Raw genomic sequence first — 23,704 nt, 5'->3', positions numbered from 1 at the left:
GTTAGTGCTTCACCCACACCAGCTGATCGACCCGGAAGCCCAGCTCGCGTGCGGTGTTCAGGTAGTCCTGTTTTACCGCATCCGGAATGGTCGGGGTGCGCGATAAAATCCACAGATAGTCGCGGTTCGGGCCGCTGACCAGCGCGTACTGGTACTTATCATCCAGCTTGATCACGTTATAGCCGCCGTAGAACGGGCCGAAGAACGATACCTTCAGCGCAGCCGTGGTCGGTTCGCCGGTAAAGTACGCCTTTCCTTCGCTCTCATTCCATTTTTTCTTCACCGGATCGTAGCCGCGGTTCAGTACGCTGATACCGCCATCGCTGCGCTTGCCGTACGTCGCGGTGACCTGTTCCAGACCGCGCTCGAAGCGATTTTCCAGTCGGGCGACTTCATACCATTTGCCGAGATAGCGGCTGGCATCAAAGCCGGTAATGGGCTGCACGCCTTTCGGCGGCGTGGGAGATTTACAGGCAACCAGCGTCAGCGCAATGGCGACACCGGTAACGACAGGCCATAGCCTCATGAGAACTCCTTTCATTTACGCGGTTGGACGTTAAGTGTAGCGCACCCGTGCGGCGCTTCATCCCGTCGGGGAATATTCGTAGTATATTGAGACAACTCCTTCTCTTCGGATGCAGACATGGCTTACTCCATCGGCGAATTCGCCAGACTCAGCGGCATCACCGCCACCACGCTGCGGGCGTGGCAGCGACGCTATGGCTTGCTCAAACCCGAGCGTACGGACGGCGGTCACCGCCTGTACAGCGATGAGGACGTTCAGCAGGCGCTGAAAATCCTCGACTGGGTAAAAAAAGGCGTACCCATCGGTCAGGTAAAATCACTGCTGGAACGCCCTGCGCCGCGCCGCGCCAATAACTGGCAAACCCTGCAACAGGCCATGCTGCAAAAGTTGCAGGAGGGGAAAATTGAGTCCCTGCGTCAGATGATTTACGACGCCGGACGCGAATACCCAAGGCCAGAGCTGGTCACTAACGTGCTGCGTCCGTTGCGCAGCCAGATATCGGCCAACGTCGCCGCCGCCATGACGCTGCGTGAGATCCTCGACGGCATCCTCATCGCCTATACCTCGTTTTGCCTTGAGGGCGATAAAAAAGCGCCGGGCGATAACATCCTCATCAGCGGCTGGCATCTGAACGACCCCTGTGAGATCTGGCTAGAAGCTCTGACGCGCACCGGCCAGGGCCACCGCATCGACATACTGCCGGTTCCCCCTGCCGCGCTGGCCCCGGAAATTTTCCCGGACCGCAAATGGCTGCTGGTCACCAGCGGTAAACTTACCGCCGTGCGGAAAAAGCAGGTTGCGCAGTGGCAGCAGCAGGTTTCCCTTGAGGTGATTATCCTCTGATTATTTTCTGCTGAGGCAATCTTCACGAAAAGTTGAATATTTTTTCGCACAGCGAGTGCTAACGTTTTCCTGTCACCGACAACTCAACAGGAAAACACGATGAAAAAGACACTCCCTCTGATGATGCTCGCTGCAATGGCTTTCGCGCCTGCCGCGTTCAGCGCCCCGGCAGGCACCCTGAGCGTTCACGTTCTGGACCAGCAAACCGGTATGCCGCCAGCGGATGTGGCCGTCACGCTGGAGAAGCAGGAGCAGGACAAGTGGACCCCGATTGCCAGCGGTAAAACCGACCACGACGGGCGCATCAAATCGCTCTATCCGCAGGATCAGGATATGGCGCCTGGCGTGTATAAAGTGACCTTCAAAACCGCCGATTACTTCCACGGTAAAAAGCTGGACTCCTTCTTCCCGGAAGTGCCGGTGCTGTTCACCGTCACCCGCACCAATGAAAAACTGCACATCCCGCTTCTGCTCAGCCAGTACGGTTACTCAACCTACAAGGGCAGCTGATTGCTCTTGATTTTAAAGACGATTTAAAAATAACCCCGCCAATACTTGGACAAATACGCATTGTTGTGTAACTTTTAGGTATGAGATCGGGAGGTGCACACCATGACAACAAAACCTGTGCTGGGTATTAGCGGATGTTTGACCGGTTCCGCCGTTCGCTTTGACGGCGGGCATAAGCGTATGGGCTTTGTGATGGATGAGCTGGCGCAGTGGGTCGCTTTCCGTCCGGTATGCCCTGAAATGGCTATCGGCCTGCCCACGCCTCGTCCGGCGCTGCGTCTGGTGATGACCACCGGCGGCGAGACAGAAATGCGGTTCAGCAAAGCGCCGCACGATGACGTCACGCAGAAGATGGCCGCATTTACGGCAGATTATCTGCCGAAAATCGGCGATCTGGCGGGTTTTATCGTCTGTGCAAAATCCCCCAGCTGCGGCATGGAGCGCGTGCGGCTGTACGACGAAAACGGCAACCGGGGCCGCAAGGAGGGTGTCGGGCTGTTCACCGCCGCCCTCCTTGAAACTTTCCCCTGGCTGCCCGTCGAAGAAGACGGTCGCCTGCACGATCCGGTACTACGGGAAAACTTTGTTGAGCGCGTTTTCGCTCTCCACGAACTGAACGTAATGCGTAAAAATGGCCTGACGCGCCGTGCCCTGCTGGACTTTCACAGCCGCTATAAGCTTCAGCTTCTGGCGCACCATCAGGCAGGCTACCGTGAAATTGGCCCGTTCGTGGCATCACTGCACGAGTGGGACGATCTGGACGCGTTTTTCGTGGCCTATCGCGACAAGCTGATGACCATTCTGAAAAAACCCGCTTCGCGGAAGAATCACACTAACGTGCTGATGCACATTCAGGGCTATTTCCGTAACCAGCTGAACAGCCGCCAGCGTGGAGAACTGCGGGATGTGATCCTGCATTACCGGGACGGGCTGCTGCCGATCCTCGCGCCGCTGACGCTGCTGAAGCATTATCTGGCTGAATACCCTGACCGGTATCTGATGACGCAAAACTACTTTGATCCCTATCCTGATGATTTGGGTCTGCGTCTGGCCGTTACCTGATAAGAAAGAAGCGAAGGCCCTGTTGACCCACAGAGGCCCAAAGCAGTACCCCGTTTAGACGACACCCTCACTGTCGTCTTTTTTTTGCGCTCAGCGTAAAATACTGTGATTCTGTACAGGTTAAGCGTGCACAGCGGAGTACCCCGATGATCAAAAATTTGCATATTCAGAACTACCGCTCAATTCGCGATATGTCGCTTGAGCTGGAACAGCTCAATATCGTGTTCGGCCCCAACGGCACCGGAAAATCCAATATTTATAAAGCGATTTACCTGATGCACAGCGCGGCGCAGGGGCAATTCTCCCAGGCGCTGGCGAACGAGGGGGGAATTTTGAAAGTGTTCTGGGCGGGCAAAACCCGCAGCGACCAGCTACGACGCATGAACCTGGCGGTGGAAACGGAAACCTATGAATATGAGCTTCAGGTCGGGTTCGTGGAAAAGCTGCCCTACCCCTCACAGTTTCAGCTCGATCCGGTGATCAAAGAGGAATCTATCTGGCTCGGCGGACAGCACCGTCGCCCGTCGTCACAGCTGATGAAGCGTAAGAATCAGGCGGTATTCCTGAACAACGTGCATCACGAAAAAGTGACCCACAGCGGTACGCTGTATGAGAACGAGTCGGTGTTCGGTCAGCTCGGTGAACCGCACCTCTACCCCGAAGTGTCGCAGATGCGCGAGTCACTGCGTAACTGGCGATTTTATCACGAGTTTTCCGTCTCATCCGGCTCGGCGATCCGTGCCCCGCAGGTGGGCTTTCGTTCCCCGGTGCTGGCCAGCGACGGCGCGAACCTGGCCGCCGCGTTTCAGACCATTGTCGAAATTGGCGACGAGCTGCTGCTGATGCGCATTCTCGACCAGGCCTTCCCCGGCTGCGTGTTTTACAGCGACAACACCGGCGGGCGCTTCCGCATGATGATGCAGCGCGAGGGGCTGAGCAGACCGCTGGAACCGGCAGAGTTCTCCGACGGCACGCTGCGTTTTTTGTGCCTGGCGGTGGCGCTGTTAAGCCCGCGCCCTCCCGCATTCATCGCCCTCAACGAACCGGAAAACAGCCTGCATCCGCAGATGCTGCCCGCCCTGGCAAGCCTCATTGCCGAGGCCAGCCGCTATTCGCAGATCTGGCTCACCAGCCATTCGCCGGAGCTGGCGCATTTGATTGAGAAGCACCGATCGTTTTCGCTGTATCAGCTGTCGATGGCGGAGGGGGAGACGAGGATGGAGAGGCTGGGGTAATTGCCAGGTGGCGCTACGCTTACCTGGCCTACTGGCGAGTACGAAACGTCTTGCGCCACTCCGCCGGGCTGACGCCAAAGCGCGCCTTAAACTGCTGCCGATACGTCACCGCTGATAAAAACCCCACCTGCCCGGCGACGTTTTCGATTGGCAGGTTGCCGGACTCCAGCAGGATCTGGCTGCGCCGCAGGCGCTCGGCGGTAAGCCAGTCGGCAACGCTCATGCCCGTCGCCTTGATAAAATGGCGGGTCAGCGTGCGCCGGCTCATCGACACCACTTCCGCAAGAGAGTCCAGGTTATGCGGTTCGGAAATATGCTGCTGAAGGTAGTCAATCAGACAGTTAATCCGCCCATCACGGGTATCTTTCGGCACAGGTTGCGCAATAAACTGCGCCTGCCCGCCCTCTCGGTGCGGCGGGACGATCATCCGGCGGGCAATCTGATTGGCGACGACGCTGCCAAAGCGCTGGCGGATGATATACAAACAGCAGTCGAGCGCGGCGGCGGTACCTGCTGAAGTGATCACATTGCCGTCATCTACGTAGAGGGCGTTGATATCCAGTCGGACGTCCGGAAATAGCGACTGGAACTGGCGTTCAAACTCCCAGTGAGTGGCGGCCCGTTTGCCGCTGAGTATGCCCGCATAGCCCAGCACAAACGATCCCAGACACAGCCCAACAATTTCCGCCCCGTTGTCTCTGGCCTGAACCAGGCTGTCGAGCAGCGTCTGAGGCGGGCGCTCCAGAACGTGCTGCCAGTAGGGTACAACCACAATTTCAGCCGATGCGATCGCGGAAAAATCCTGCGTCGCATGCAGGGCAAAACCGTCTTTCGAGTTCAGGAATCCCGGTTTTTCAGCGCAGATCGTGACGTTAAAGCGCTTTTCCCCGGATACCGTGTCGCCAAACAGGATGCAGGGAACGGAGTAGTGGAACGGGCTAAACCCGTCCACCGCGACAATGGCAACGTTAATAAGCGGCATCTGTCTCTCCTGTCCCCTTTAACAGTCAGAATATAACGGTTTCGCCGTCCTGGGGAATGCTCACCGCGTCACCTGCCTCGTTGGCATCAACATACTCGCGCAGCGCGCGGCGGGTCAGCAGGCAGTGGTTGAGAGCTTCCATATGGGTCGCCACGATTTTCGCCTGCGGCAGCAGGAAATGCACGTTAAGCAGATCTTCTTCCCCCATGATAATCGGCCCAAACCCAATGACATGAGCGTAACCGGCGTTGAGCACGACGATATCCGGCTGGTGCTTTTGCAGATCGGCCGCCACCGCATCGCGCCAGATGGTATCCCCTGCGATATAAAGCGTCTTCTCATCGGGATGACGGAACACCACGCCGCAGGCTTCCCCCAGAAACTCTGCCAGCTCCGGCACGGCGTAAGCGCGGTCAGTACCGTGCTGGCCGCCGTGGGTTTTCACTATCCGGATATCGCCGTACGTTGTTTCCCCGGTCATGATCGTCAGGTTGGTAAATCCCTGGCTGCGCAGCAGCGCGGCATCGCTATCATTTTGCACGTAGATCGGCTTGCCTTTGGCGATCAGCTCAACGGCGTACTGATCCCAGTGATCGGCATGGGTATGGGTGACGATCACCGCGTCAGCATCCAGAAGCGTTTGAACGTCAACGGGAAGATCGACCATCGGGTTGCGAATATCAGCCCGCGCCGTGCCGGGAAAACCCGGATAAGTGCCTTTTGGCGCCAGCATTGGGTCGATTAAAAAGCGTTTTCCCGCGTAAGTGATCAGCTGGGTGGCATTGCGAATTTGCGTAATGTTCATGGGCTATCCTCCGGTTGGTATGAGAAGGAGAATAGCCCCAGGGTACCGTGAAGAATGTGGGCTAAAGGGCGATGATCGATGAAATCGGGTCAATCGATAAACCGCTTGCGCACCCTTTCCAGCGGCGCAATCAGCAGATTGATAAGCGGCTTACGATCGATAACGATATCGGCGTTCACCGTCATTCCGCCCATCAGCATGCGCTTTTGCTTGTCCGGGTCGGTAAACCAGGAGGGGACGCGCACTTTAGCCAGGTAGTAGTTCTGCCCTTCCTGGAGCGGGATCAGCGCCGAATGGGCATCAATGTTTACCTCATAGAAATCGGACAGCGTCGCCTCCACGGAACCGTATTTGTCTACGGGCCAGGAGTCGAAGCGCAGCTTGACCTTATCGCCTTTCGCCACGCGCCCCACCCCCGTTGCCGGAACATACAGGTACCCCTCCATCGTCGCCGCGGTATTTTTACGGATCACCACCACCACCTCGCTATTTTGCGTAATGGCCCGGCCAGGCGGGAAGTTAATCGCCACCACGTAACCGTCGGAAGGGGCCAGCATCGCCATGGTGGAACTTCCCCGGCTGGACAGGTTGCGGTCAATTTCGCTGATGCGGTTTTTCACATACAGCTGCTCTTCGCTCAGAGAGTCAATTTGCGACTGGGTGCTGTCGGTCAGGCTGGTTTTTCGTGCCTCAAGCTCAAGAATAGTGCTCTCCTCCAGCGTCAGGTTGAGCTGCGCATTGAGCACATCGTTGTGGCTTTTATCGAGATCCACTTTGGAGACATAGCCCTTCCCGGAGACGGATTTCCACGCCTCGTAGGTGTCGGTGCTGTTTTTTAACAACGCGCGCAGCTTCTTCACCTTATCGCGGGAAACGGCGATCTGCTTGTCAGTGAGAGCCAGCTGCTGCGCCAGATTTTTGCGATACGACGCAATCGAGTCCTCAATGGCCTGGATGCGCTGCTCGCTGCGCTTCTTCTCCGCTTCCATCTGCTGGCGGTCAAACTGCACCACCGAGCCCTGCTTGCCGCCATAGTCCTGTGACACGGTGAACAGCGGATCGTTTTCCTTCACGTACTGACCTGGCCGTACGGCAAAATCCACAAGCGTACCGGACTCCCGGGCGCGGACTTCCACATCGCCCTGCGCCGGGATCAGCACCCCGCGCGCCAGGGTGGTTTCCGAAAAGTTAAAGACAATCGCAAAGACCAGCAGGCAGAGAAAAAAGGTGATGAACAAGGTCAGCACGGCTTTCAGCCGTGGCGCGTTGATGTGATAGCTTTTTGAGAAATGATGCGGGATCAGCGCCCGCCGCTGTCGGCTTCGGTTTTTTAATTTCACGATATGTCATCCATGATAAATCACTGAAAGATCGTCCCATGCACTCCAGAGCGTGGGGGTTTTGCGCAGCGCGTTCAGCGTGTCGGCGGCGGCCTGACGGTAATCCTCTGGCGCATACGCCTGACTCTCCAGCCCAAACTCCGCCGTGTGCAGCGAACAGATCGGCAGCAGCGTTCGGACGCTGTAGCCATAGCGCGATAAAAACCGCGTTGAGACGTCCGTTAACCACGCCTTTTGATCCCCAGCCTGGGTGGAGAACAGCGGCGCATCCGGCAGGCGTTCGTCCATCAGCAGCACCGTCACCAGGCGGTGAGGGGCGAAAAACGAGCTGGCGCGTCGGCCTTCGTGCGCGGCCATTAGCTTATGCAGCGCAGGGTGACGGGTAATAAACTGAAAGCGCACATCGGCTGGCGCGGTGGCGAGCAGCGCATCCACGATCAGACCAAAGCCCGCCCAGCGCATTCCCAGAAGCAGGGTGCGAGATGAACTGTAAAACGCCTGCTCCTGCGTCCACTGCGCCACGTACGCGTGCAGATCGAAGCGGACGTTGCGCGCCCAAAGCGCGGGCGGGAAGATCTGCTCCACGAAGTTAAACCCGCTCAGCTCATGGGCGTTCTGATGCAGAAAATCAGCCGGGACATCGGCCTCCGGGCAGCGCATAAACTGGCTGTAGTTTTGCGTGATCCGGTTTGCCAGCAGCGTGCGCCCGGCCTGGCGCGCGCACAGGCGCGCATAGAGACGCGGCAGAAACATCATTGCTCATTCTCCCGCAGGGTGCCGTTTTCCATGGTATAGAGACGCCCCTGACAGCCCACCACGTCCGGCGAGTGGGTAACAAACACCAGGCCAATCCCCAGGCTACGCAGGTTCGCCAGCACTTTCTGCGCGGTCGTTTTATCCAGGTTCGCCGTCACTTCGTCACAGAGCAGAAGCTTAGGCTGGCTGTACAGGGCGCGCGCCAGAACCAGACGCTGCATCTCCCCGGCAGAGAAAAAAGTGTTCCCCGGCAGCATCTCCGTTTCGTAGCCGTGCGGCAGCCTGGCGACAACGTGGTCCACCTCCGCCAGCCGACACGCGGCAATGACCTGCTCTTTATCCGGTGCGCTGTCAAAGCAGGCGATGTTGTCCAGAATCGAGCCGGTGAAGAGAATATCGTCCGCATGGACGATGCGGATGTGCTGACGCAGCGAGGAAAGATCGCACTCCTCAATGGGGATCTTATTGATCCGCAGCGTGCCAGACGATGCCAGCAACATGCCGGAGATCAGACGCAGCAGCGTGGTTTTTCCCGACCCGCTCTGGCCCACAATCACCGCTTCTTCGCCCTGCTTCAGGGTCATATTGATATGCTGTAGCGTGGCCTCCCGGCCAGGATAGGCAAATGAGACATCCTCAAATTGCAGACAGACCGGCGAGGTGACAATCCGCTTCCCAAACTGGCTGGTTTCAGAGGGGGCAAACAGCAGGTCGCCCACGCGATCCAGCGGCCCCTTGAGGGCATTTTTGTCCAGCAGCTTCTGCGCCACCTGCACCATGGCATCGGAAAAATAGCGCTTATAGCTGATATAGGCGTAAAGCATCCCGATGCTCATCTGCCCTTCCAGGATCAGCCACGCGCCAAAGCAGACCACCAGCAGCTGCTCGGCATTGATCACCAGCAGCGAAGCCACGTCAAAGCGGGCCAGCAGCCGCTCTTTACGCATCAGCCCGGCGATGTGTTCGCGCTGGGATTTATCCATCACCGCATCCCGGGCCTGCTCCATATTGTTCGCTTTGAGCGTAATGATCCCTTTCTGCGTCTCCACCAGCAGGGATTCATACTGGGCGGTGCGCTCGATGGAGTCATCCACCGCGCGTTGATAGGGGCCGATCAGCGAAAAGCGGATCAGGAAAAACACGCCCATCAGCAGCATCGTCAGCAGCGCAATTTTGACGTTATACAGCAGCATAAACAGCAGGCTGGTGACGGCGATCAGGCTGGAAAAGAGAATTTGCACGTAACCATTGCTGATGAACTCTGCGCAGGCGTGGAGCGATTTTTCAATGGCCAGCACGATGCCCGGCGGGCGCGAGCGGAACCAGCTGGTCTGGGTGCGCAGCATGTAGTGGCGCACGGACTGGCTTAAATCGTCATAGGCAATGTTACGCATCAGGATCTCAAGCAGCTGCTTGAGGAATTTACCGATGACTTCAAAGATAAAGACAATAGCGAAGATCGCGGTGAGCAGGATCACCAGATCGCTGTCGCTTCGGGAAATGGCCTCATCCATAATCAGCTGCACGTAGGTGGGGCTTGCCAGCATGGTGATGAGGGTAAAAATACAGAGCACAAACAGCAGCAGCTGGCGCTGGAACAGGCTCGGGGATTTATTGGCTAACCGGCCAAGCGTGAGCTTTTCATCCGGGGATTTCTTTTTGAAGCACGGCGTGGGCTTAAGCTCAAGAACATAGCCGGAAAAGAGTTTTTCCGCCTCTTTCAGACGGTAACGACGCACGCCGCTGGCGGGGTCGTGAACGGTCACGCTGCGGCTGTCGATCTTCACGATGACCACGAAATGGTTGCCGCGCCAGAAGGCGATGAGCGGCAGCTCAGACGTTTCTATTTCAGTGATTTCGCCTTTAAGCACCCGGCCAGACATATTTTTATCGCTGGCAAGGGTCATCAATTCCGCCATTGAGGTTCCCGCATCGGCGGAAACGGAAATCTCCCGGCGCAGCTGGCTGACGGAGACATGGTGGTCGTAGTGCCCCAACACCATCGCCAGGCAGGCCAGTCCACATTCGGTAAATTCATGCTGGCGAATAACAGGGGTCTTACCCTGTTTTTTATACTGAAAGAGCGAAAACATAATGATCCGTGGCTGAAATAAAAAAATGGCCCGGCAATGCGGGCCATGCGTACAACGTGCTTCTCGCTTAGGCGCTGAAGAAACCGCCGATGAAGCCGCCCACCAGGCCGAACACGCCGCCGATGGTGCCGCCCAGCGCGCCTAACATCTGGCTGCCCGCGTTATAGCCCGCGCTTGCGCCCTGAATAGCGGCAGCAAACGGATCCCAACCACCGATGATGGCCTGTGCTTTTTTGAAATCGATAACTTGCATGAGTCTTTTCCTGTTAACGTGAATTAGTTGTAGCTACCAACCAGCGCACCCAGGAAGCCCATTGCGCCACCCAGAATTCCGCCAACCACACCGCCAACCATGCCCATGATGCTTGCGCCGGTGTCGTAACCCAGCTGTGCACCTTTAACCAGACCAGCGAACGGGTTTAACGCGCCACCGATAATGTCTTTCGCTTCTACGAATGAAATCGCTTTCATTTTTATCTCCTGTAGTGATGGATCTTTAGCATGATGCTAAAGGCTAATTTCCTTTTATGAAGGAAAGCGGTTGCTACGGGCAGGTGGTAAGCGGAATGATTTTATTGCCATAAATAATCATCCGCCTTGCAGCCTGCCCGGCATTATCTATTTCCAGCCGTTGCCCCGGCGGAATATATTTTGAATTGTTGTATTGCGTACTGCACCCGACCGAGGAAACATATTTAAAATAGGTATTCCCGGTATTACTCACCACCCCGTTGCTAAACGCATAATCAAAATGTCGTGTCCATGGACGGACAATCAAAATAGCCTCAAGCGAGACCACCACATCCGACTGGATGCGCTGGCCTTTGCGCGTGATAACCTTTGCCTGGAGCGGCGTCTCGGTGAATTTTACGCGATAGTATCGCTCTTTGTTGTCATGCGGGCCGGTATAATAAAATTTAAAACCCGCGCGTTCACCGCTCCCCAGCGTTAATTGCTTAGGCGAATACATGACTTCGCCATCTTTTATTTCGGTTTCTTTTCCCTTCTCTTTAGGAACGTCTACCTGAATAAGCGAAACGGTATAATTCTGACGCTCGCTGGTATCGTTTTTTATCGGCTGAAAAACAACTTCTCTTTCGGGAAGAAAATCAATATTCAGACTTTCGATAATTAAAGCATTTGCCCCTGTGGAAATGAAGCAATTTATTGCAAAAATAGCCAGGAATTTTCCAGTCATGGTTGATTAATTCCAGGATGCGCTAACATCTATTCTTCCCTGCGCGGTCACTTCGCCAAACCAGCTATTTCCGTCATAGGTGGTTTTCGATACCGGATTATCCATAACGAACTGGAGGACCAGCGGTGTTTTCCAGAGCCACATATCGGTCACGCCGGAACTCATTTTGTCCCACTCTTCCGCATGGGTGGCCGGCGCCGGGATCGACAGTACTTCGCCTTTACAGTTGTGCGCCATAAGCGTCTGGCTTTTCCCCACCAGCACGTTGCCCGGAATGGGAACCGTGAAGCCGTTGCCGCTAAAGGCGCAGTAGTCCACCCCATTCAGGCTTTGGGTAGGCCCGGTGACTTTTACCGTGACCGCAATCGCCGCATCTTTTTGCGCCCCGCTGTAGGTGATGGTGTAGGGGATCTCAATGGGCGCTTCGCCGATAATGCCTTTCCCGGAGCCGCCCAGACCGTCAGGATCGAGGGTGTAATCCGGGTTGTCTGGCACAATCTCCAGCCCGGGCTCGATAGGGTTAATCACCAGGCCGCCCCCCGGCTGGAAGCAGAAATCCGCCGCCAGCGAGCTGTTGCCGGGCGTCAGACACAGGCTGACGATATTGCCAATGTTGCTGCCGTCCCCCGCCTGCGCCACGCTCAGAATTAACGCTTTCGGCAAAAAGATTTTAAGGGACGCTTTGCCGCCGTTTTTCTGCGGCGCTGCAAGGAAGGTGTTCGCCAGGACACGCGTATCGCTCAGGATACCGCCGGAGATACTGTACCAGGTGTTTTCATCGAAGGTCAGCTCGGCGGCAAGCCCGGTGCCGCCGCTCATGTGCGATTGCAGCACGCTGTTGACGCGGGAAGAGGTGAGCGCCAGCCCCCCATTGTAACCGGAGATGTCCTCCCCAACAAACGTGTATTCGAGCAGGTCGCACAGGACGCCAGAGACCGTGTTGCGGGTGTATTTGGTGCAGGTGGCCCCCGTTGATCCATCGACAATCGTCACCTCACCGCTGATCGGATCAATCCCCAGGTTAAGCGCCCTGGCGTTGGTCATGGTCAGCGTGCCCACCTTGTGAAGCGTATTGGTGGTGGTCACTTTGTTGATGGAGCTGATTTGCGGCGTGGAGGTGATGGTCACTTCATCCCCTGGCGCGGCGTTGAGCAGATAGTTAAAGAACGGATCGCCCAGTACCCAGCGCCCGTATGACGTGCCGGGCTCCATCACCGGCGGCTTAACCACCATCGACGTGTCGGTATAGCTGGTCGTCGGGGTGTACCCCGTGTTGCCGCAGGACGAGGAACACGCCGTCCCTTTGAAGAACGGAGAGGCGCTGGAACCGGTCACCGAAAAGTCGATGGTCAGCGCGCTGCCTGCCGGACCGCTGTAGCTGTTGTCCGGGATGTAAGTGGCGATACCGTTATTCGTTTTCGCACTCAGGGTCGGCCACTCGCGCGAACCGTGTAAAAACGCGGTCGACGTGCTGTTCAGACTAAACAGCCCCGCGCTGTTTCCCGTACCGTTATTGTCCGGGTTATTAATGGCTAAATAGGGCAGCTCCTGCGCCTGGGCCGCCGCGCTCATCAGCAGTAAATTAAGAGCGAATATCTTTTTCATCGTCACGTTCCTGCGTTCCTTTTGCTTCCTGCCAGACGAAATCGCCTTTGTCGCAGGAGATGTCCCCGAGCCACAGCGCACCGCGGTTAGACTCGATGTCCAGGCGCACTTCGCAGACGCTGTCGTCCGGCGTGGCGATACTCAGGACAGGGTTGTTCTTATCAACGTCGATCACGAAGCGTCCGTCGTTTTCCGTCCGGGTCAGCCCGACATGGTTTTTGATCTGCATGGCGCCAACCGGGGCCCCGTTTGCATCCACAAGACGACCAAACAGGGTGACGATTTTCTTCACCTGCGGCTTCATCACCACGGTATTACCCGGATAAACCGTGATATGGCGACGCGCATTCGCGCCAATCTCATAGCTTTCCGTACCGGTTTCACTGTTCATCACTTCCAGGTCATAAGCCTGGTATGCCGGCAGCGACAGCCAGGTTTTATCCCCTTTGATGCGTTCTGCCCGGCCGTTAAGCTTCAGGGTCAGCGCTTCATCAGATTTGAGACCGGTACTGACAATCACCCCTGCGCTTTCGGTGCCTTTCCCGGCGGCGATGGCCTCTTTGGACCAGCCCACGCTGCCGTCACTGGTCAGCGTGGAGTTCCAGCCTTTACTCATGCCGCTCTGGACGCTGAGGATGTTGCTGTTCCACGGCGTGTCGAAGTTCACGCTGCCGCCGCCGCTTACGCTGCGATCCTGGCGGCTGTTAAAGGCTTTCGAGACGTTGGCGGTAGCCGATTTCAGGTAATCGCCCTCAAACTGGCGGCTGGCGCTGACGTTCAACGCCGTGCCGGTATCGCGATTGTGGGAAACGCCAACCGACACGGTATTGCCGAGCGGTATGGCGAAATCGAGCATTACGTAACGATCTTTCTCTTCGTAATACCCGTCGTATTTGTTGCGCGACATCCCCACCCGCAGGCGCGCCGTACCGTAGCGACCGGCGTATAACCCCTGGGAGTAGTCCAGCTGATAGCGTTTATAGCGATAGAGGTCGTCTTCCTGACGCATCAGGCTCAGGTTGCCTGCCGAGGGCAGGCCGAATGACGGCAGGCTAAAGGAAGCGCCCCAGGTGTTGCCCTTGCTCTCATAGATATCCAGGAACTTGCCGCTGGAGAGCTGTTCATGGGAGTACCACACCGAGCCGATCTGCCACGGCAGGCTGAGATTCGCCCCATAGTTGGCGCGATACGTTCCGTCGGAGGCGGCCATGGTCTGGGTATTCACCGAGAAATAGCCCGTCAGGTTCAGGGAGGCCCACAGCTCGCTGACGATGTGTTCCCGCATCATGTAGGTAGAGGCGTTCCAGTCGACCATCCCGCTGCGCTTGCTGAACGAGGCTCCCACCAGCGACATGGTGTCTTTATGTTTGGTGTCGTAATCGTAGTAGTAGGTGTTATCCTGCTCGTTTTTGCGTTTCGCGTATTTTTTATAATTGACGACGGATTTATCGCGGCTATACATCCCGCCCCACATCTGCCAGCGCAGCGTTTCCGACACGTTGCTGGAGAACGGTTTATTTACGGTGTACATGCTGCGCGACACGGTGCGGCTTCCGCTCACCACTTCAACTTCGACGCTGTAGATCCCGTAGGGCAGGCTGCTGGTGTCAATTTCATGGTTGCCGACGTCAAAGCGCTGAATGCCGATAAGCTGCCCGTCACGACGAATACGGGCCTCGCCCGCCGTGGGAAAATAGACCACCACCGGCGTCAGAGAGAGCGTGTTATCGCGCTTGCGGGAGTTGGCCTGGTTGCCCATGGAAACGCCGTAGACTTCACCGCCGGAAATCCCGCTGACGCTCGCCAGAGACTGCATCGCCCAGCCGTTCAGCATGCCCGCGGCGTAGCGCATCCCCTGATAGTCGCGCTCCCACATAACCGCGTTCATCTGGGTATCGCTGCTGTTCTCGTTGACGTAGCCAGAGCCGTCGATCAGCACATGATCGACGCCCATTGAGATCCAGTTTCTCGCGTTCAGATAGCCCGACGACCAGCTGTCACCGTAGCCGCTCTCGGTGTGATACGCTCCGAGGTTGTAGGAGAACGTGCCGCTCAGGTCGTCAGACTCCGGCGCATCAATGTCCACCTCACGCGGGCGAATATTCACCCCGTAGTCACTCTGCGAAAGATTCAGCAACAGGCGCATTTTTTTCTGATCCAGTTCGAACGCCGAACCCGCGCTAACCGGAATACGCATCTGGTCATCAAACTGCTTATCGTTAATGCTTTGCAGTAACGCCCGCATCTCTTTTGACAGACGAATGCCGTTATCAGACTCCTGGACCTGAACATCCCTCAGCCCCAGCTTCAGATCTTTTGCAAAGAGCGTCACGTCACCGATACGAACATATTCGTTCGCCGTGCCTTCGTGGTTCCCTTGTTGTGCTGAGTGTGGACGCGTATTCACCAGATAGACGGGAATTTTGATCCCCTGCTCCAGCAGTGCATAAAGCGAGTCGGGAAAACGGTAATTAGCGATAACCACGGAGCTTGAGGCTGCATGCGCAAGCGCGGGCAGCGTGCCGGATGCGCAAGCCATCATCACCGGCAACACTAATTTATTTTTCACCATGCATCCTTACTTAACAGGAATGAACTGTTTCAGGTCCCATATTCCGAGATGAAAATGGTTATCCGTAACGTTGATATCCTCGATAGCGCGCGAGGTCTCTGGCATCAGGTAGAAGTTTTTGCTACACGGCGTGCCGGGGGATTCCGGATTCGGCTTCAGGCAGGTCCCGGTCGCATTGACGCGAAACGAGGTGTTCCCTTTATTGGTTATTTTTCCCGCCACATAGACGAAATCAATCTTCTTATCCCGGGGCTGAACCACCAGAATGGTGCTCACCACCGCACGCGTCATCCCGGTGCCGTTTTTTGGCGAACCGCTGTCCACCTCTTCGCTTACCCCTTCATCCGTGAAGGTAATGCGGTAGTAACGCTCTTTGTTATCGGCGTTCCCGTGATAGTAAAATTTGACGATATTGCTGGTACCGGCGGGCATTACCATGCGCGTGGGCGTCAGCAACAGTTCGTCCACTTTCTCCGGATTAATGACGATCCCTTCATCCATTGGGCTGCTGATCCGCTGTGCGCGAACAGAAACAATACGCACGCTGTCTGCTTCGTTTTTTATTTCCTTGGCGGTGGAGTCAGCATCCGCAGAAATAATGGTGGTGACTTTTCCCACATTAATGGCCAGCGCGGAGGAAGAGATAAATAATAAAAATAAGAAGGTGGATTTGAGGTTAAACATGCTATTTCCCTAAACAGGGGCTTGCGCCCCTGGATCGATCAGGCCTTAGCCCCAGGTTGCGCGGAACGCAACAGACACGGTCCCTTCCCACAGGCTGTTGGTCAGGTCTTTGAACTCTTTCGCAGTACCCGCGTTGTCCTGAGCGGAGTCAACGTAGAAGACGAATTTGTCCTGGCCGGTAATTTCGGTATCTGCCGCCGCGCCTGCGCTGGTGGTCAGGTTCCACAGGCCAGAAGAGACGCCGGTGTTAGAAGAAGAATCAACCAGCGTGGTCCATGCGGTCGATTTCGCCCCCACGGTGCCACCGATAGAGCCCAGGTCGTTACCGCCCCAACGCGCACCCACTTTCAGCTTGGTCGCTTCACCACCCACGCTGAACAGCGTGTTGTTTGAATCGTCGAGGATAGCTTCGAGTTTGAAGCTGGTCGCCGTAGAGTGATCGCCACGGATAGCCACATCAAACAGACCGGTATCGGTGTTGAAAGATTTGGTATTGGCGCTGTAAACGAAGTTCAAAGCACGCGTTGGCGTAACAACCAGATCGGATTCGCTGTCTTTGGTCGCGGTTGCCTGCCAGGTGGCAGAAGCCGTCGTTTCAGCTGCATTAACTGCGCTCAGGGCAGAAACAGACAGCAGGGAGCCCAGAACGATAGCGTTCAGTTTGTTCATTTATTTAGTCCTTCAAAAAAGAATCCACGTGTATAAAAAGGGGAGCCCCTTTTTCGAGGCGGAGTATAGACAGCCGCAAAATAACGAGGCAATACAGAAAAATTCACTCGACGGAGAGTAACAATAAAAATATAAATAAATTTCTCGTATCTTATTGTTACGTATTGAGTAAATTACTCAATTTCCCGAGTAATAGATAAATATCGATTTTTCAATAAAGAGAAATATCAGGACGTCGGGACAGCCACACACATCATTACAGGCAACACCAGCCCCTTAATTAACCACGCATGTTTTTTTACGCTGGTAATATAGAAGAAGTTGATATTATCAAGTAACATTTCGTTTACAACGCCATCCGGCGCCGCATCATCTTCAGATTTATTCAGCTTTTTATCCTTAATATAAAAGATATTGCTGCCGTCGACTTTTTCCACGCTGAGCGTGTAATTTCTGTCAATCAGGTAGCTTTTGCCCTCTTTCTTGAGTACGCCTTTATGAATAACCGTCACAACATCTTTGTTGTTAAACAGGAAAAGCGTGGTTAGCGACATATCGGTTGACTCACCCGTGGAATAGGTTTTCCAGGAAATGGTATCTGACTGGCAGCCAAACCCCTCATCCTGCGTTCTGGTAAAATAGACCCATAACAACGCGATGACAGACAGCGCCAGTACGATACTGAACAGTACACTCATTTTAGTCCTTGACATATTTTAACTCCCGGTCAGGCTTCTGTAAGAAATGCAGTTCTTATAATCGTCGATACTGTCCTGCTGATAACAGATGGCCAGGAAATAATTTTCTATCTGCGACTTTTTAAACCTGGAATAGTAAGCATCTGCAACCTGATGCTGACAGTCGATATGTTGACTGGCGATGACCTCTTTTACGTGATTAAAGTAGTGCTGTCGCGGCTGATACATATTCTTATCGATCAGGTATATCGTACACCTGTCCACTTTACCGAGCAGATGCATATCAGAATCTTTCAGGCTCTCGGCATAGGAATCCCGTTGGTGCAACAGTAAAACAGCGGTGCCGGTAACAATAATCAGTAATAACGTGCAGAGAGAAATAAAGAGTCTGTGCAGCGATATTATTTGTTTAGGCGGATCGGCATCTTTCTTATGCGCTAGCGTATCGAATGCTTCAGAGGCAGATTCTTCGCTAAGCGTTGAAATAACCGGCGGCCTGACCGTGTGGTGTTCAATATGCGCGGCAAGGCTAAATCCCTTGCCACGTATCGTTTTTATCAGTAAAGGGTCGCATCCTAATGTACGAAATGCTTTTCTGATTTCACTTATGGCAACATTCAGACTCACCGAAGAACCAGAGAAACCATGATCCTCCCAGACCTTCTTTATCAGGTCGTCTCTGTCGAGTGTTTTACCATTATTGATGATAAGTTCATAAAGCAGACGACCCGCCTGGTTAGATAACTTAATGGATGACTCTTCCTCTCCATTAATCATGATCATACCGGTGTCGACTTCATAAAGCATTGTAAGATCAATGAGATACTTCATATTATTATTACGCCATTGTTAAATTTTTGTGCATTTGCCAGGCAATAATAAGTCTAAAGTTTGTGTGGTCAAGTCGCGTGATATTAATTGAGAGATGAATTCATAAAGCTTCATTAATTAACGATTATTAAAGCATTAATAAAAATCTTCGAACCAACGCATTTAGGTTAAAACATTAAAAAAAAACATACTGACAAGATTATAATCTTAAACTTTAGAAGTTGTTGGAATAATGTTTTGTTATGTACTTTTTTAGTGCAACATAATATCGTCAAAGCATTCTCCCGAGTCGCCATGCGTCTAGCCGGTACATCAGGGACATGTGTAGCCGATTAACATTCATTTTAAATAACACAAATCTTCATGGAGTTTATCATGTTCAAATCGATCATGACCGTATCACTGCTGGCCGCCGCTATTGCCTCTACCAGCGCAGTGGCCGCAGACAATTCGGCGGGTGGTATCATTAACTTTACCGGCGCTATTACCGATACAACCTGTACCATTAACGGCGGTAAAAGCGCGGACTTTACCGTTGCGCTTTCCCCTATTTCGGTAAAAGATGCGGGCACAACGGTTGGCCTGATCACCCGAAATAAAAAATCTATTGCGCTGACATTCTCTGGTTGCTCACCAGCAGCCGGAACGACCGGTACCCCGCTGAAAGTTTATTTCTCCAGCGCGGATAATATTTCCACTGACGGTAAATACCTGCTGAATAACAGCGTGAACGAAAGCGATGCCAGCGTGGCACGTAATGTCGGCTTTGCGTTAGTGGAGCCAGGTTCGTCTACGCCTATTACCCTGAACCAGCCTTACACGACAAATATTATGGGTACAGCGACCGCGCCAGATTCCGAAACGCTGACGCTGGACGTTTATTACTATAAAACAAACGCCGCTGCCGCCACCGTGGGCGAGTTAAGCTCCAACGTAACGTATACCATTTCCTACCTGTAATAGTGATTATTCAGGCTCTGTTTTCGCAGAGCCTGTATTTAAGGTTGCAATCATGCGCAAGGCAATTTTGCTGGCAGGCTTACTGCTAAGCACGGGTCACTCATGGGCCAATATTGTCATTAATGGCACCCGTGTCCTTTATCCTGAAAATAACAAAGAGGTGATCGTCCAGTTAATGAATACGGGCGATGCGCCGGCTCTGGTACAATCCTGGATAGATGACGGTGATATTAATTCCACGCCGGAAACAGCCAATGTGCCGTTTCTGTTGTCGCCGCCGGTGATAAAGGTTAACGAACATAATGGTCAACAGCTTCGTATTAAAAAGCTGCCGTCCAGCTTGCCTGCGGATCGCGAATCCGTCTTTTTCCTGAATGTCCTCGACATTCCGCCCAGACCTGAAAATCTGCAAAACCAGAATACCGTTCAGCTGGCGATTAAATCCCGTATCAAACTTTTTTATCGGCCCGCTGCGCTGAAAGGCACGCTGGATGACGCGGTGGCGAAACTGACGCTCGCCGCCGACGGCGATCGCTTTCGCATTACAAATAACAGTCCGTTCCATATTACGGTCGCCAATATTTCGCTGGGTAAAACGAAATTGCTCCAGGAGTCCCCGATGGTTTCCCCGTTTGGGCAGCTGACGGTCGCCGCCAAAAATACGGTTAAGCGCGGACAGACCTTCCAGCTGATGTATGTGGACGATCTTGGCGCGTATAAAACCCGGACTTTCACCAGTCAGTGATCGGAAAGACTCACCATGAAAATGAAACAAAACAGACTCTGTCTGCTGGCAGTCTGCACGCTTCTGCTTTCGCATAAATCAGGGGCCGTCTCGTTTGATCCCTCCCTGCTTGCTGGCGCATCCGGTGAGTCCGATCTGTCTCGCTTTTCCGAAAACAACGCCATGCCTGCCGGCAGTCAGGAGATGGATATCTACGTAAACGGCAGCTGGAAGGGACGTTATACCGTCATCTACGGCGAGCAGCGTGACGACATCCGCCTTGCCTGGAAAGATGCCCGGTCGCTGGGCATCAACACCACATCCGTGCCTGCGCCCGCCATTGCGCACGGGCAGGTCCAGCTGCGCGATCTGGTTCAGGGCGGTGAAGTCAAAACCGATACCAGCACCCTGAGTCTGGCGCTTACCGTTCCGCAGGCGGCCGTGCAGCGTACTGAAGAAGGTTACATTGCCCCCCAGTTCTGGGACGAGGGGATACCGGCGCTGATGCTCTCGTGGAACACGACCTGGTACAACACCCGCGCGAAAGGCACTGCGAAAGACACAAATGATGATTTTTATGCCGGGCTGGATTCCGGCGCCAATCTGTTCGGCTGGCAGTTTCGCGACAGCAGCGCCTGGCGGAAAACCGCCAGCGGAGAGAGTAGCTGGCAGAATAATACCCGCTACCTGCGCCGTCCCCTGGCCTCGCTGAAATCCAACCTGACGCTGGGTGACTTTTATATTCCTGGCGATCTGTTTGATTCCCTGCGCGTGCGCGGCGTGTCGCTGGCGTCGGATATGAAGATGCGCCCAAATTCACAGCAGGGTTTTTCACCGGTGGTTCACGGCGTGGCACGGACGAACGCCCTGGTGAAAGTTATCCAGAATGGCAACGTGATCTATCAGGAGAACGTGCCGCCGGGCCAGTTTACCCTCGACAGCATTCAACCTACCGGGTCCGCGGGCGATTTGCTGGTGGTGGTGCGTGAAGCGGACGGTTCACAGCAGTCCTTCACGGTGCCGTTTTCCGCCGTGCCCGGGATGCTAAAAGAAGGGGTGAGCCAGTACAGCGTAGTGGCGGGTAAAGTGCATCAGAACACGCTCGATGCCGAACCCGCATTCATGCAGGCCACGCTGCGCTACGGGTTTAATAACCTCATCACCGGGTATACCGGGACGATTATTAGCGATAACTACCAGGCCGGGCTTGTCGGTACCGGGTGGAACCTTCCTTTTGGCGCGGTTTCGTTTGATGTCACCCACGCCAAAACCACCCTACAGGATCGCACCAGCAGCGGTCAGAGTTATCGCGTGTCGTACAGCAAATTTATCGATACCACCGCCACCAACTTCACCCTGGCGGCCTATCGCTATTCCACTAAAGGCTATTACAGCTTCAGCGACGCGCTCTATTCGCGCGAAGGGTATCAGCGCCTGAGAGCGCAGTACGACGACTATGAAGATCGGTTTGGCGTTGCGCCCGACATGTCGCTAAGCACCTGGGACGCCCTGCGCGCGGCGCAGCCCAAGAATACCTTTACGCTTAACCTTAATCAGCGCCTGCTCAATAACTGGGGCACGGTGTTTGTCTCCGGCACACAGCGCGATTACTGGAACTCACAGCAAACCACGCGCGAATATCAGATGGGCTATTCCAACGCCATCGGTCGCGCCAGCTATACCCTGTCGGCCAGCCGGGTACGGAACAGGGACAGTGAAGAAGAGACGCGCCTTTACCTCTCCCTCAGCCTGCCGTTCTCGCTGTTTGATAATAATGCGTGGATCACCTCCAGCCTGACGGCCAGCGATTCGCATTACGAACAGAGCAATATCAGCATGAGCGGGAACGCGCTGGCGTCGAACCGCCTGAGCTATACCCTCTCCGGCAGTAATGCGCGTGGGGGTAAAAATGCGGCAAGCGTTAACGCCGCGTACCGTTCGAACTTCGCGACACTCGGTGGCTCTTACAGCGAATCCTCCGACTACCGCCAGACCGGGCTCAGCGGGCGCGGAAGCCTGGTGGCCTACCCGTGGCACGTTCTCGCCTCAAACGAAACCGGCACAACCATGACTATCGTCGATGCGCCAAAGGCGGAGGGACTGATGGTGAACGGCGATGAAAGCATTATGACGAACCGCGATGGCGTGGCGCTGGTCCCTTACGCCACCCCGTATCGCAAAAACGCCATTACGTTAACTGAAACGGAAAACAGCGCTGGCGCGGAGGTGATCGGCAATATGGCTAACGTGGCTCCTTACGACGGGGCGGTGAGTTATATCCGCTTCGACACCGATAAGCGCCAGTCATGGGTACTTCATGCGACGCGCACCGACGGCAAACCGCTGCCCTTTGGCACTGAAGTGCTGGATGAACACGGTGGATCTGTCGGGTATGTCGGCCAGGCCAGCGTACTGTATATCCGTGCTGAACAGCCGCCACGCGCGCTCAACGTGCATCTCCGCAGCGGAAAGTGCGAAATCTCCTCCCCGACCTGGGGGCTGAACAGCCCCTCATCGGTTTGCCATTAATTACGGATTATCAAAATGTTACGATCATTCATGTTCCTGCTCCTCACCAGCATTAGCGGGATGAGCTATGCCACCTGCTCCGGCAGCAGCATCGTTTATGGCACACCGATTACCATTGATTTATCGGATAAGCTGAGCCCGGCCACGCCCACATGGACCGGCAGCTTCAGCACCCAGTACAGCGGTTCGTTCAACTGTACGACGGGTAACAGTGAATTTTCTTACACGCCGATCCTCTCGACCGACAGCAAATACGCGACCATCCTCGGGTTCAGCAATAACAAGTATATGGTGCGGGCGGAGATCACCGATCCCCCGGCCAATAAAACCCTGTCTGCCAGCGGTAGCCATACGGCGTCTGAGCTGAACACACCGTTTACGGTTCGCTTCACCCTCGTTAACCAGAGCGGTACCACCCTGACGGGGGATACGGCGAACATGAGCGACGTTCTGTTCGTCAGCGATATGAGCGGGTTATCCATCTGGGAAATCATCACCTGGCCAATCAATCAGGTCATCAAGATAGCGCAGTGGTTATTCAGCGGGTTCAAGTGGCCTTACGACAACCGAGATATGTTTGGTCAACCGATGATCATCAAATACGCGCCGAAACTGACTACCTGTTCCTTTGATAATGCGGGGCTGACCGTGGCGCTGCCGACGCTCGGCATTCCCCAGCTCAGTGCATCCTCACAGCCGGGGCTGACGCCTTTTTCACTGAACATGAGCTGTCAGAACGTCGGGGTTAATGGCAATTCCGATCGGGCAATTGAGATGTTTCTGTCCAGCACGCAGCTGCTCTCAACCGACAGCTCGGTGCTGATCGACAGCAGCAGTAGCGCGGCGCAGGGCGTGGGGCTCCGCCTGATAAAACGTGACGCCCCGCAAACGCCGGTGACCTTCTCTACCTCAACCACCAGCCGTGGCAACGCCACGATGATTTTCAGCGTGGCGGCTGGCGCGGCGCTGGACGAACATTTCACCCTTCCGATGGCGGCGTACTATTACGTGTGGGCGCCCGCCCAGGTGAGCCAGGGTAAGATCAATACATCGGCTACGCTGAATATTATCTATCCCTGATG

The 23,704-nt window shown here is 54.9% G+C and carries 23 protein-coding genes; 8 read left to right on the top strand and 15 right to left on the bottom strand.

The features are described 5' to 3' along the window. Window position 1 precedes the first annotated feature (1 nt). A complete protein-coding gene (locus LOC22_RS11205; RefSeq protein ID WP_015570073.1) occupies window positions 2–526 on the bottom strand; it encodes a lipocalin family protein in 525 nt (174 codons plus the stop codon). 117 nt (window positions 527–643) lie between these two features. On the opposite strand from LOC22_RS11205, the gene LOC22_RS11200 reads away from it, so the two are divergent. From LOC22_RS11200 to LOC22_RS11185, 4 genes are all read left to right on the top strand, one after another. Continuing rightward, window positions 644–1,369, top strand: coding sequence for a MerR family transcriptional regulator (locus LOC22_RS11200; RefSeq protein ID WP_032103799.1), 726 nt, complete (start codon window positions 644–646; stop codon window positions 1,367–1,369). Window positions 1,370–1,468: 99 nt separating this feature from the next. Further along, complete coding sequence (gene uraH / locus LOC22_RS11195; RefSeq protein ID WP_017693985.1) at window positions 1,469–1,879, top strand: hydroxyisourate hydrolase; 411 nt, start codon at window positions 1,469–1,471, stop codon at window positions 1,877–1,879. A 102-nt stretch (window positions 1,880–1,981) separates the two neighbouring features. Further along, complete coding sequence (locus LOC22_RS11190) at window positions 1,982–2,941, top strand: YbgA family protein (protein ID WP_032646730.1); 960 nt, start codon at window positions 1,982–1,984, stop codon at window positions 2,939–2,941. Between the two features lie 146 nt (window positions 2,942–3,087). Continuing rightward, window positions 3,088–4,176: an AAA family ATPase gene (locus LOC22_RS11185; RefSeq protein ID WP_023295682.1), complete on the top strand. Its 1,089-nt coding sequence runs from the start codon at window positions 3,088–3,090 to the stop codon at window positions 4,174–4,176. 28 nt (window positions 4,177–4,204) lie between these two features. Here LOC22_RS11185 and LOC22_RS11180 read toward each other — a convergent pair whose 3' ends face one another. From LOC22_RS11180 to LOC22_RS11115, 14 genes are all read right to left on the bottom strand, one after another. Then, entirely contained in the window at window positions 4,205–5,158 is a 954-nt protein-coding gene (locus LOC22_RS11180; protein ID WP_213774920.1) for a GlxA family transcriptional regulator, read from the bottom strand. Between the two features lie 25 nt (window positions 5,159–5,183). After that, entirely contained in the window at window positions 5,184–5,963 is a 780-nt protein-coding gene (locus tag LOC22_RS11175; protein ID WP_017693987.1) for an MBL fold metallo-hydrolase, read from the bottom strand. Between the two features lie 89 nt (window positions 5,964–6,052). After that, window positions 6,053–7,303 (bottom strand): HlyD family secretion protein, encoded by a 1,251-nt coding sequence (locus LOC22_RS11170; protein ID WP_126805097.1) that lies wholly within the window; start codon window positions 7,301–7,303, stop codon window positions 6,053–6,055. Between the two features lie 6 nt (window positions 7,304–7,309). After that, window positions 7,310–8,059 carry a hypothetical protein gene (locus LOC22_RS11165; protein WP_045348449.1) on the bottom strand — a complete coding sequence of 250 codons (750 nt, stop codon included), beginning with the start codon at window positions 8,057–8,059 and terminating at the stop codon, window positions 7,310–7,312. Beyond that, the gene (locus LOC22_RS11160) at window positions 8,056–10,152 is read right to left on the bottom strand and encodes a peptidase domain-containing ABC transporter (protein ID WP_048973064.1); all 2,097 of its coding nucleotides are present in this window, start codon (window positions 10,150–10,152) and stop codon (window positions 8,056–8,058) included. The genes LOC22_RS11165 and LOC22_RS11160 overlap by 4 nt, the downstream gene beginning before the upstream one ends. 67 nt (window positions 10,153–10,219) lie before the next feature. Continuing rightward, entirely contained in the window at window positions 10,220–10,405 is a 186-nt protein-coding gene (locus LOC22_RS11155) for a hypothetical protein (protein WP_001196016.1), read from the bottom strand. 23 nt (window positions 10,406–10,428) lie between these two features. Continuing rightward, window positions 10,429–10,623, bottom strand: a complete 195-nt coding sequence (locus tag LOC22_RS11150; RefSeq protein WP_013094846.1) for a hypothetical protein — start codon at window positions 10,621–10,623, stop codon at window positions 10,429–10,431. A gap of 73 nt (window positions 10,624–10,696) precedes the next feature. Beyond that, window positions 10,697–11,350: a hypothetical protein gene (locus tag LOC22_RS11145; RefSeq protein ID WP_006812468.1), complete on the bottom strand. Its 654-nt coding sequence runs from the start codon at window positions 11,348–11,350 to the stop codon at window positions 10,697–10,699. A gap of 6 nt (window positions 11,351–11,356) precedes the next feature. After that, on the bottom strand, window positions 11,357–12,955 hold the full coding sequence (locus LOC22_RS11140) for a hypothetical protein (protein ID WP_015570083.1): 1,599 nt from the start codon (window positions 12,953–12,955) through the stop codon (window positions 11,357–11,359). Then, window positions 12,933–15,527, bottom strand: coding sequence for a CS1-pili formation C-terminal domain-containing protein (locus LOC22_RS11135; protein WP_015570084.1), 2,595 nt, complete (start codon window positions 15,525–15,527; stop codon window positions 12,933–12,935). Before LOC22_RS11135 ends, LOC22_RS11140 begins: the two co-directional genes overlap by 23 nt. A gap of 6 nt (window positions 15,528–15,533) precedes the next feature. Continuing rightward, the gene (locus LOC22_RS11130) at window positions 15,534–16,211 is read right to left on the bottom strand and encodes a pilus assembly protein (protein WP_015570085.1); all 678 of its coding nucleotides are present in this window, start codon (window positions 16,209–16,211) and stop codon (window positions 15,534–15,536) included. A gap of 45 nt (window positions 16,212–16,256) precedes the next feature. Further along, on the bottom strand, window positions 16,257–16,880 hold the full coding sequence (locus tag LOC22_RS11125; protein ID WP_003860995.1) for a common pilus major fimbrillin subunit EcpA: 624 nt from the start codon (window positions 16,878–16,880) through the stop codon (window positions 16,257–16,259). 227 nt (window positions 16,881–17,107) lie between these two features. Further along, window positions 17,108–17,578: a hypothetical protein gene (locus tag LOC22_RS11120; RefSeq protein ID WP_017383656.1), complete on the bottom strand. Its 471-nt coding sequence runs from the start codon at window positions 17,576–17,578 to the stop codon at window positions 17,108–17,110. An 18-nt stretch (window positions 17,579–17,596) separates the two neighbouring features. Then, a complete protein-coding gene (locus LOC22_RS11115; protein ID WP_015570087.1) occupies window positions 17,597–18,409 on the bottom strand; it encodes a winged helix-turn-helix domain-containing protein in 813 nt (270 codons plus the stop codon). A gap of 375 nt (window positions 18,410–18,784) precedes the next feature. On the opposite strand from LOC22_RS11115, the gene LOC22_RS11110 reads away from it, so the two are divergent. The 4 genes from LOC22_RS11110 to LOC22_RS11095 are packed head-to-tail and all read left to right on the top strand — an operon-like array spanning window position 18,785 to window position 23,702. Continuing rightward, on the top strand, window positions 18,785–19,369 hold the full coding sequence (locus tag LOC22_RS11110; RefSeq protein WP_017383657.1) for a fimbrial protein: 585 nt from the start codon (window positions 18,785–18,787) through the stop codon (window positions 19,367–19,369). A 52-nt stretch (window positions 19,370–19,421) separates the two neighbouring features. Continuing rightward, on the top strand, window positions 19,422–20,114 hold the full coding sequence (locus tag LOC22_RS11105) for a molecular chaperone (RefSeq protein ID WP_015570089.1): 693 nt from the start codon (window positions 19,422–19,424) through the stop codon (window positions 20,112–20,114). 15 nt (window positions 20,115–20,129) lie between these two features. Further along, complete coding sequence (locus LOC22_RS11100; protein WP_032668887.1) at window positions 20,130–22,622, top strand: fimbria/pilus outer membrane usher protein; 2,493 nt, start codon at window positions 20,130–20,132, stop codon at window positions 22,620–22,622. 15 nt (window positions 22,623–22,637) lie between these two features. Then, window positions 22,638–23,702, top strand: coding sequence for a fimbrial protein (locus LOC22_RS11095; RefSeq protein WP_032103777.1), 1,065 nt, complete (start codon window positions 22,638–22,640; stop codon window positions 23,700–23,702). Window positions 23,703–23,704 lie beyond the last annotated feature (2 nt).

The organism is Enterobacter sp. AN-K1 (genome assembly GCF_020971765.1).
GTDB classification, from domain to species: Bacteria; Pseudomonadota; Gammaproteobacteria; order Enterobacterales; family Enterobacteriaceae; genus Enterobacter; species Enterobacter hormaechei_C.
This window is presented reverse-complemented; position numbering and strand designations above follow the sequence as displayed.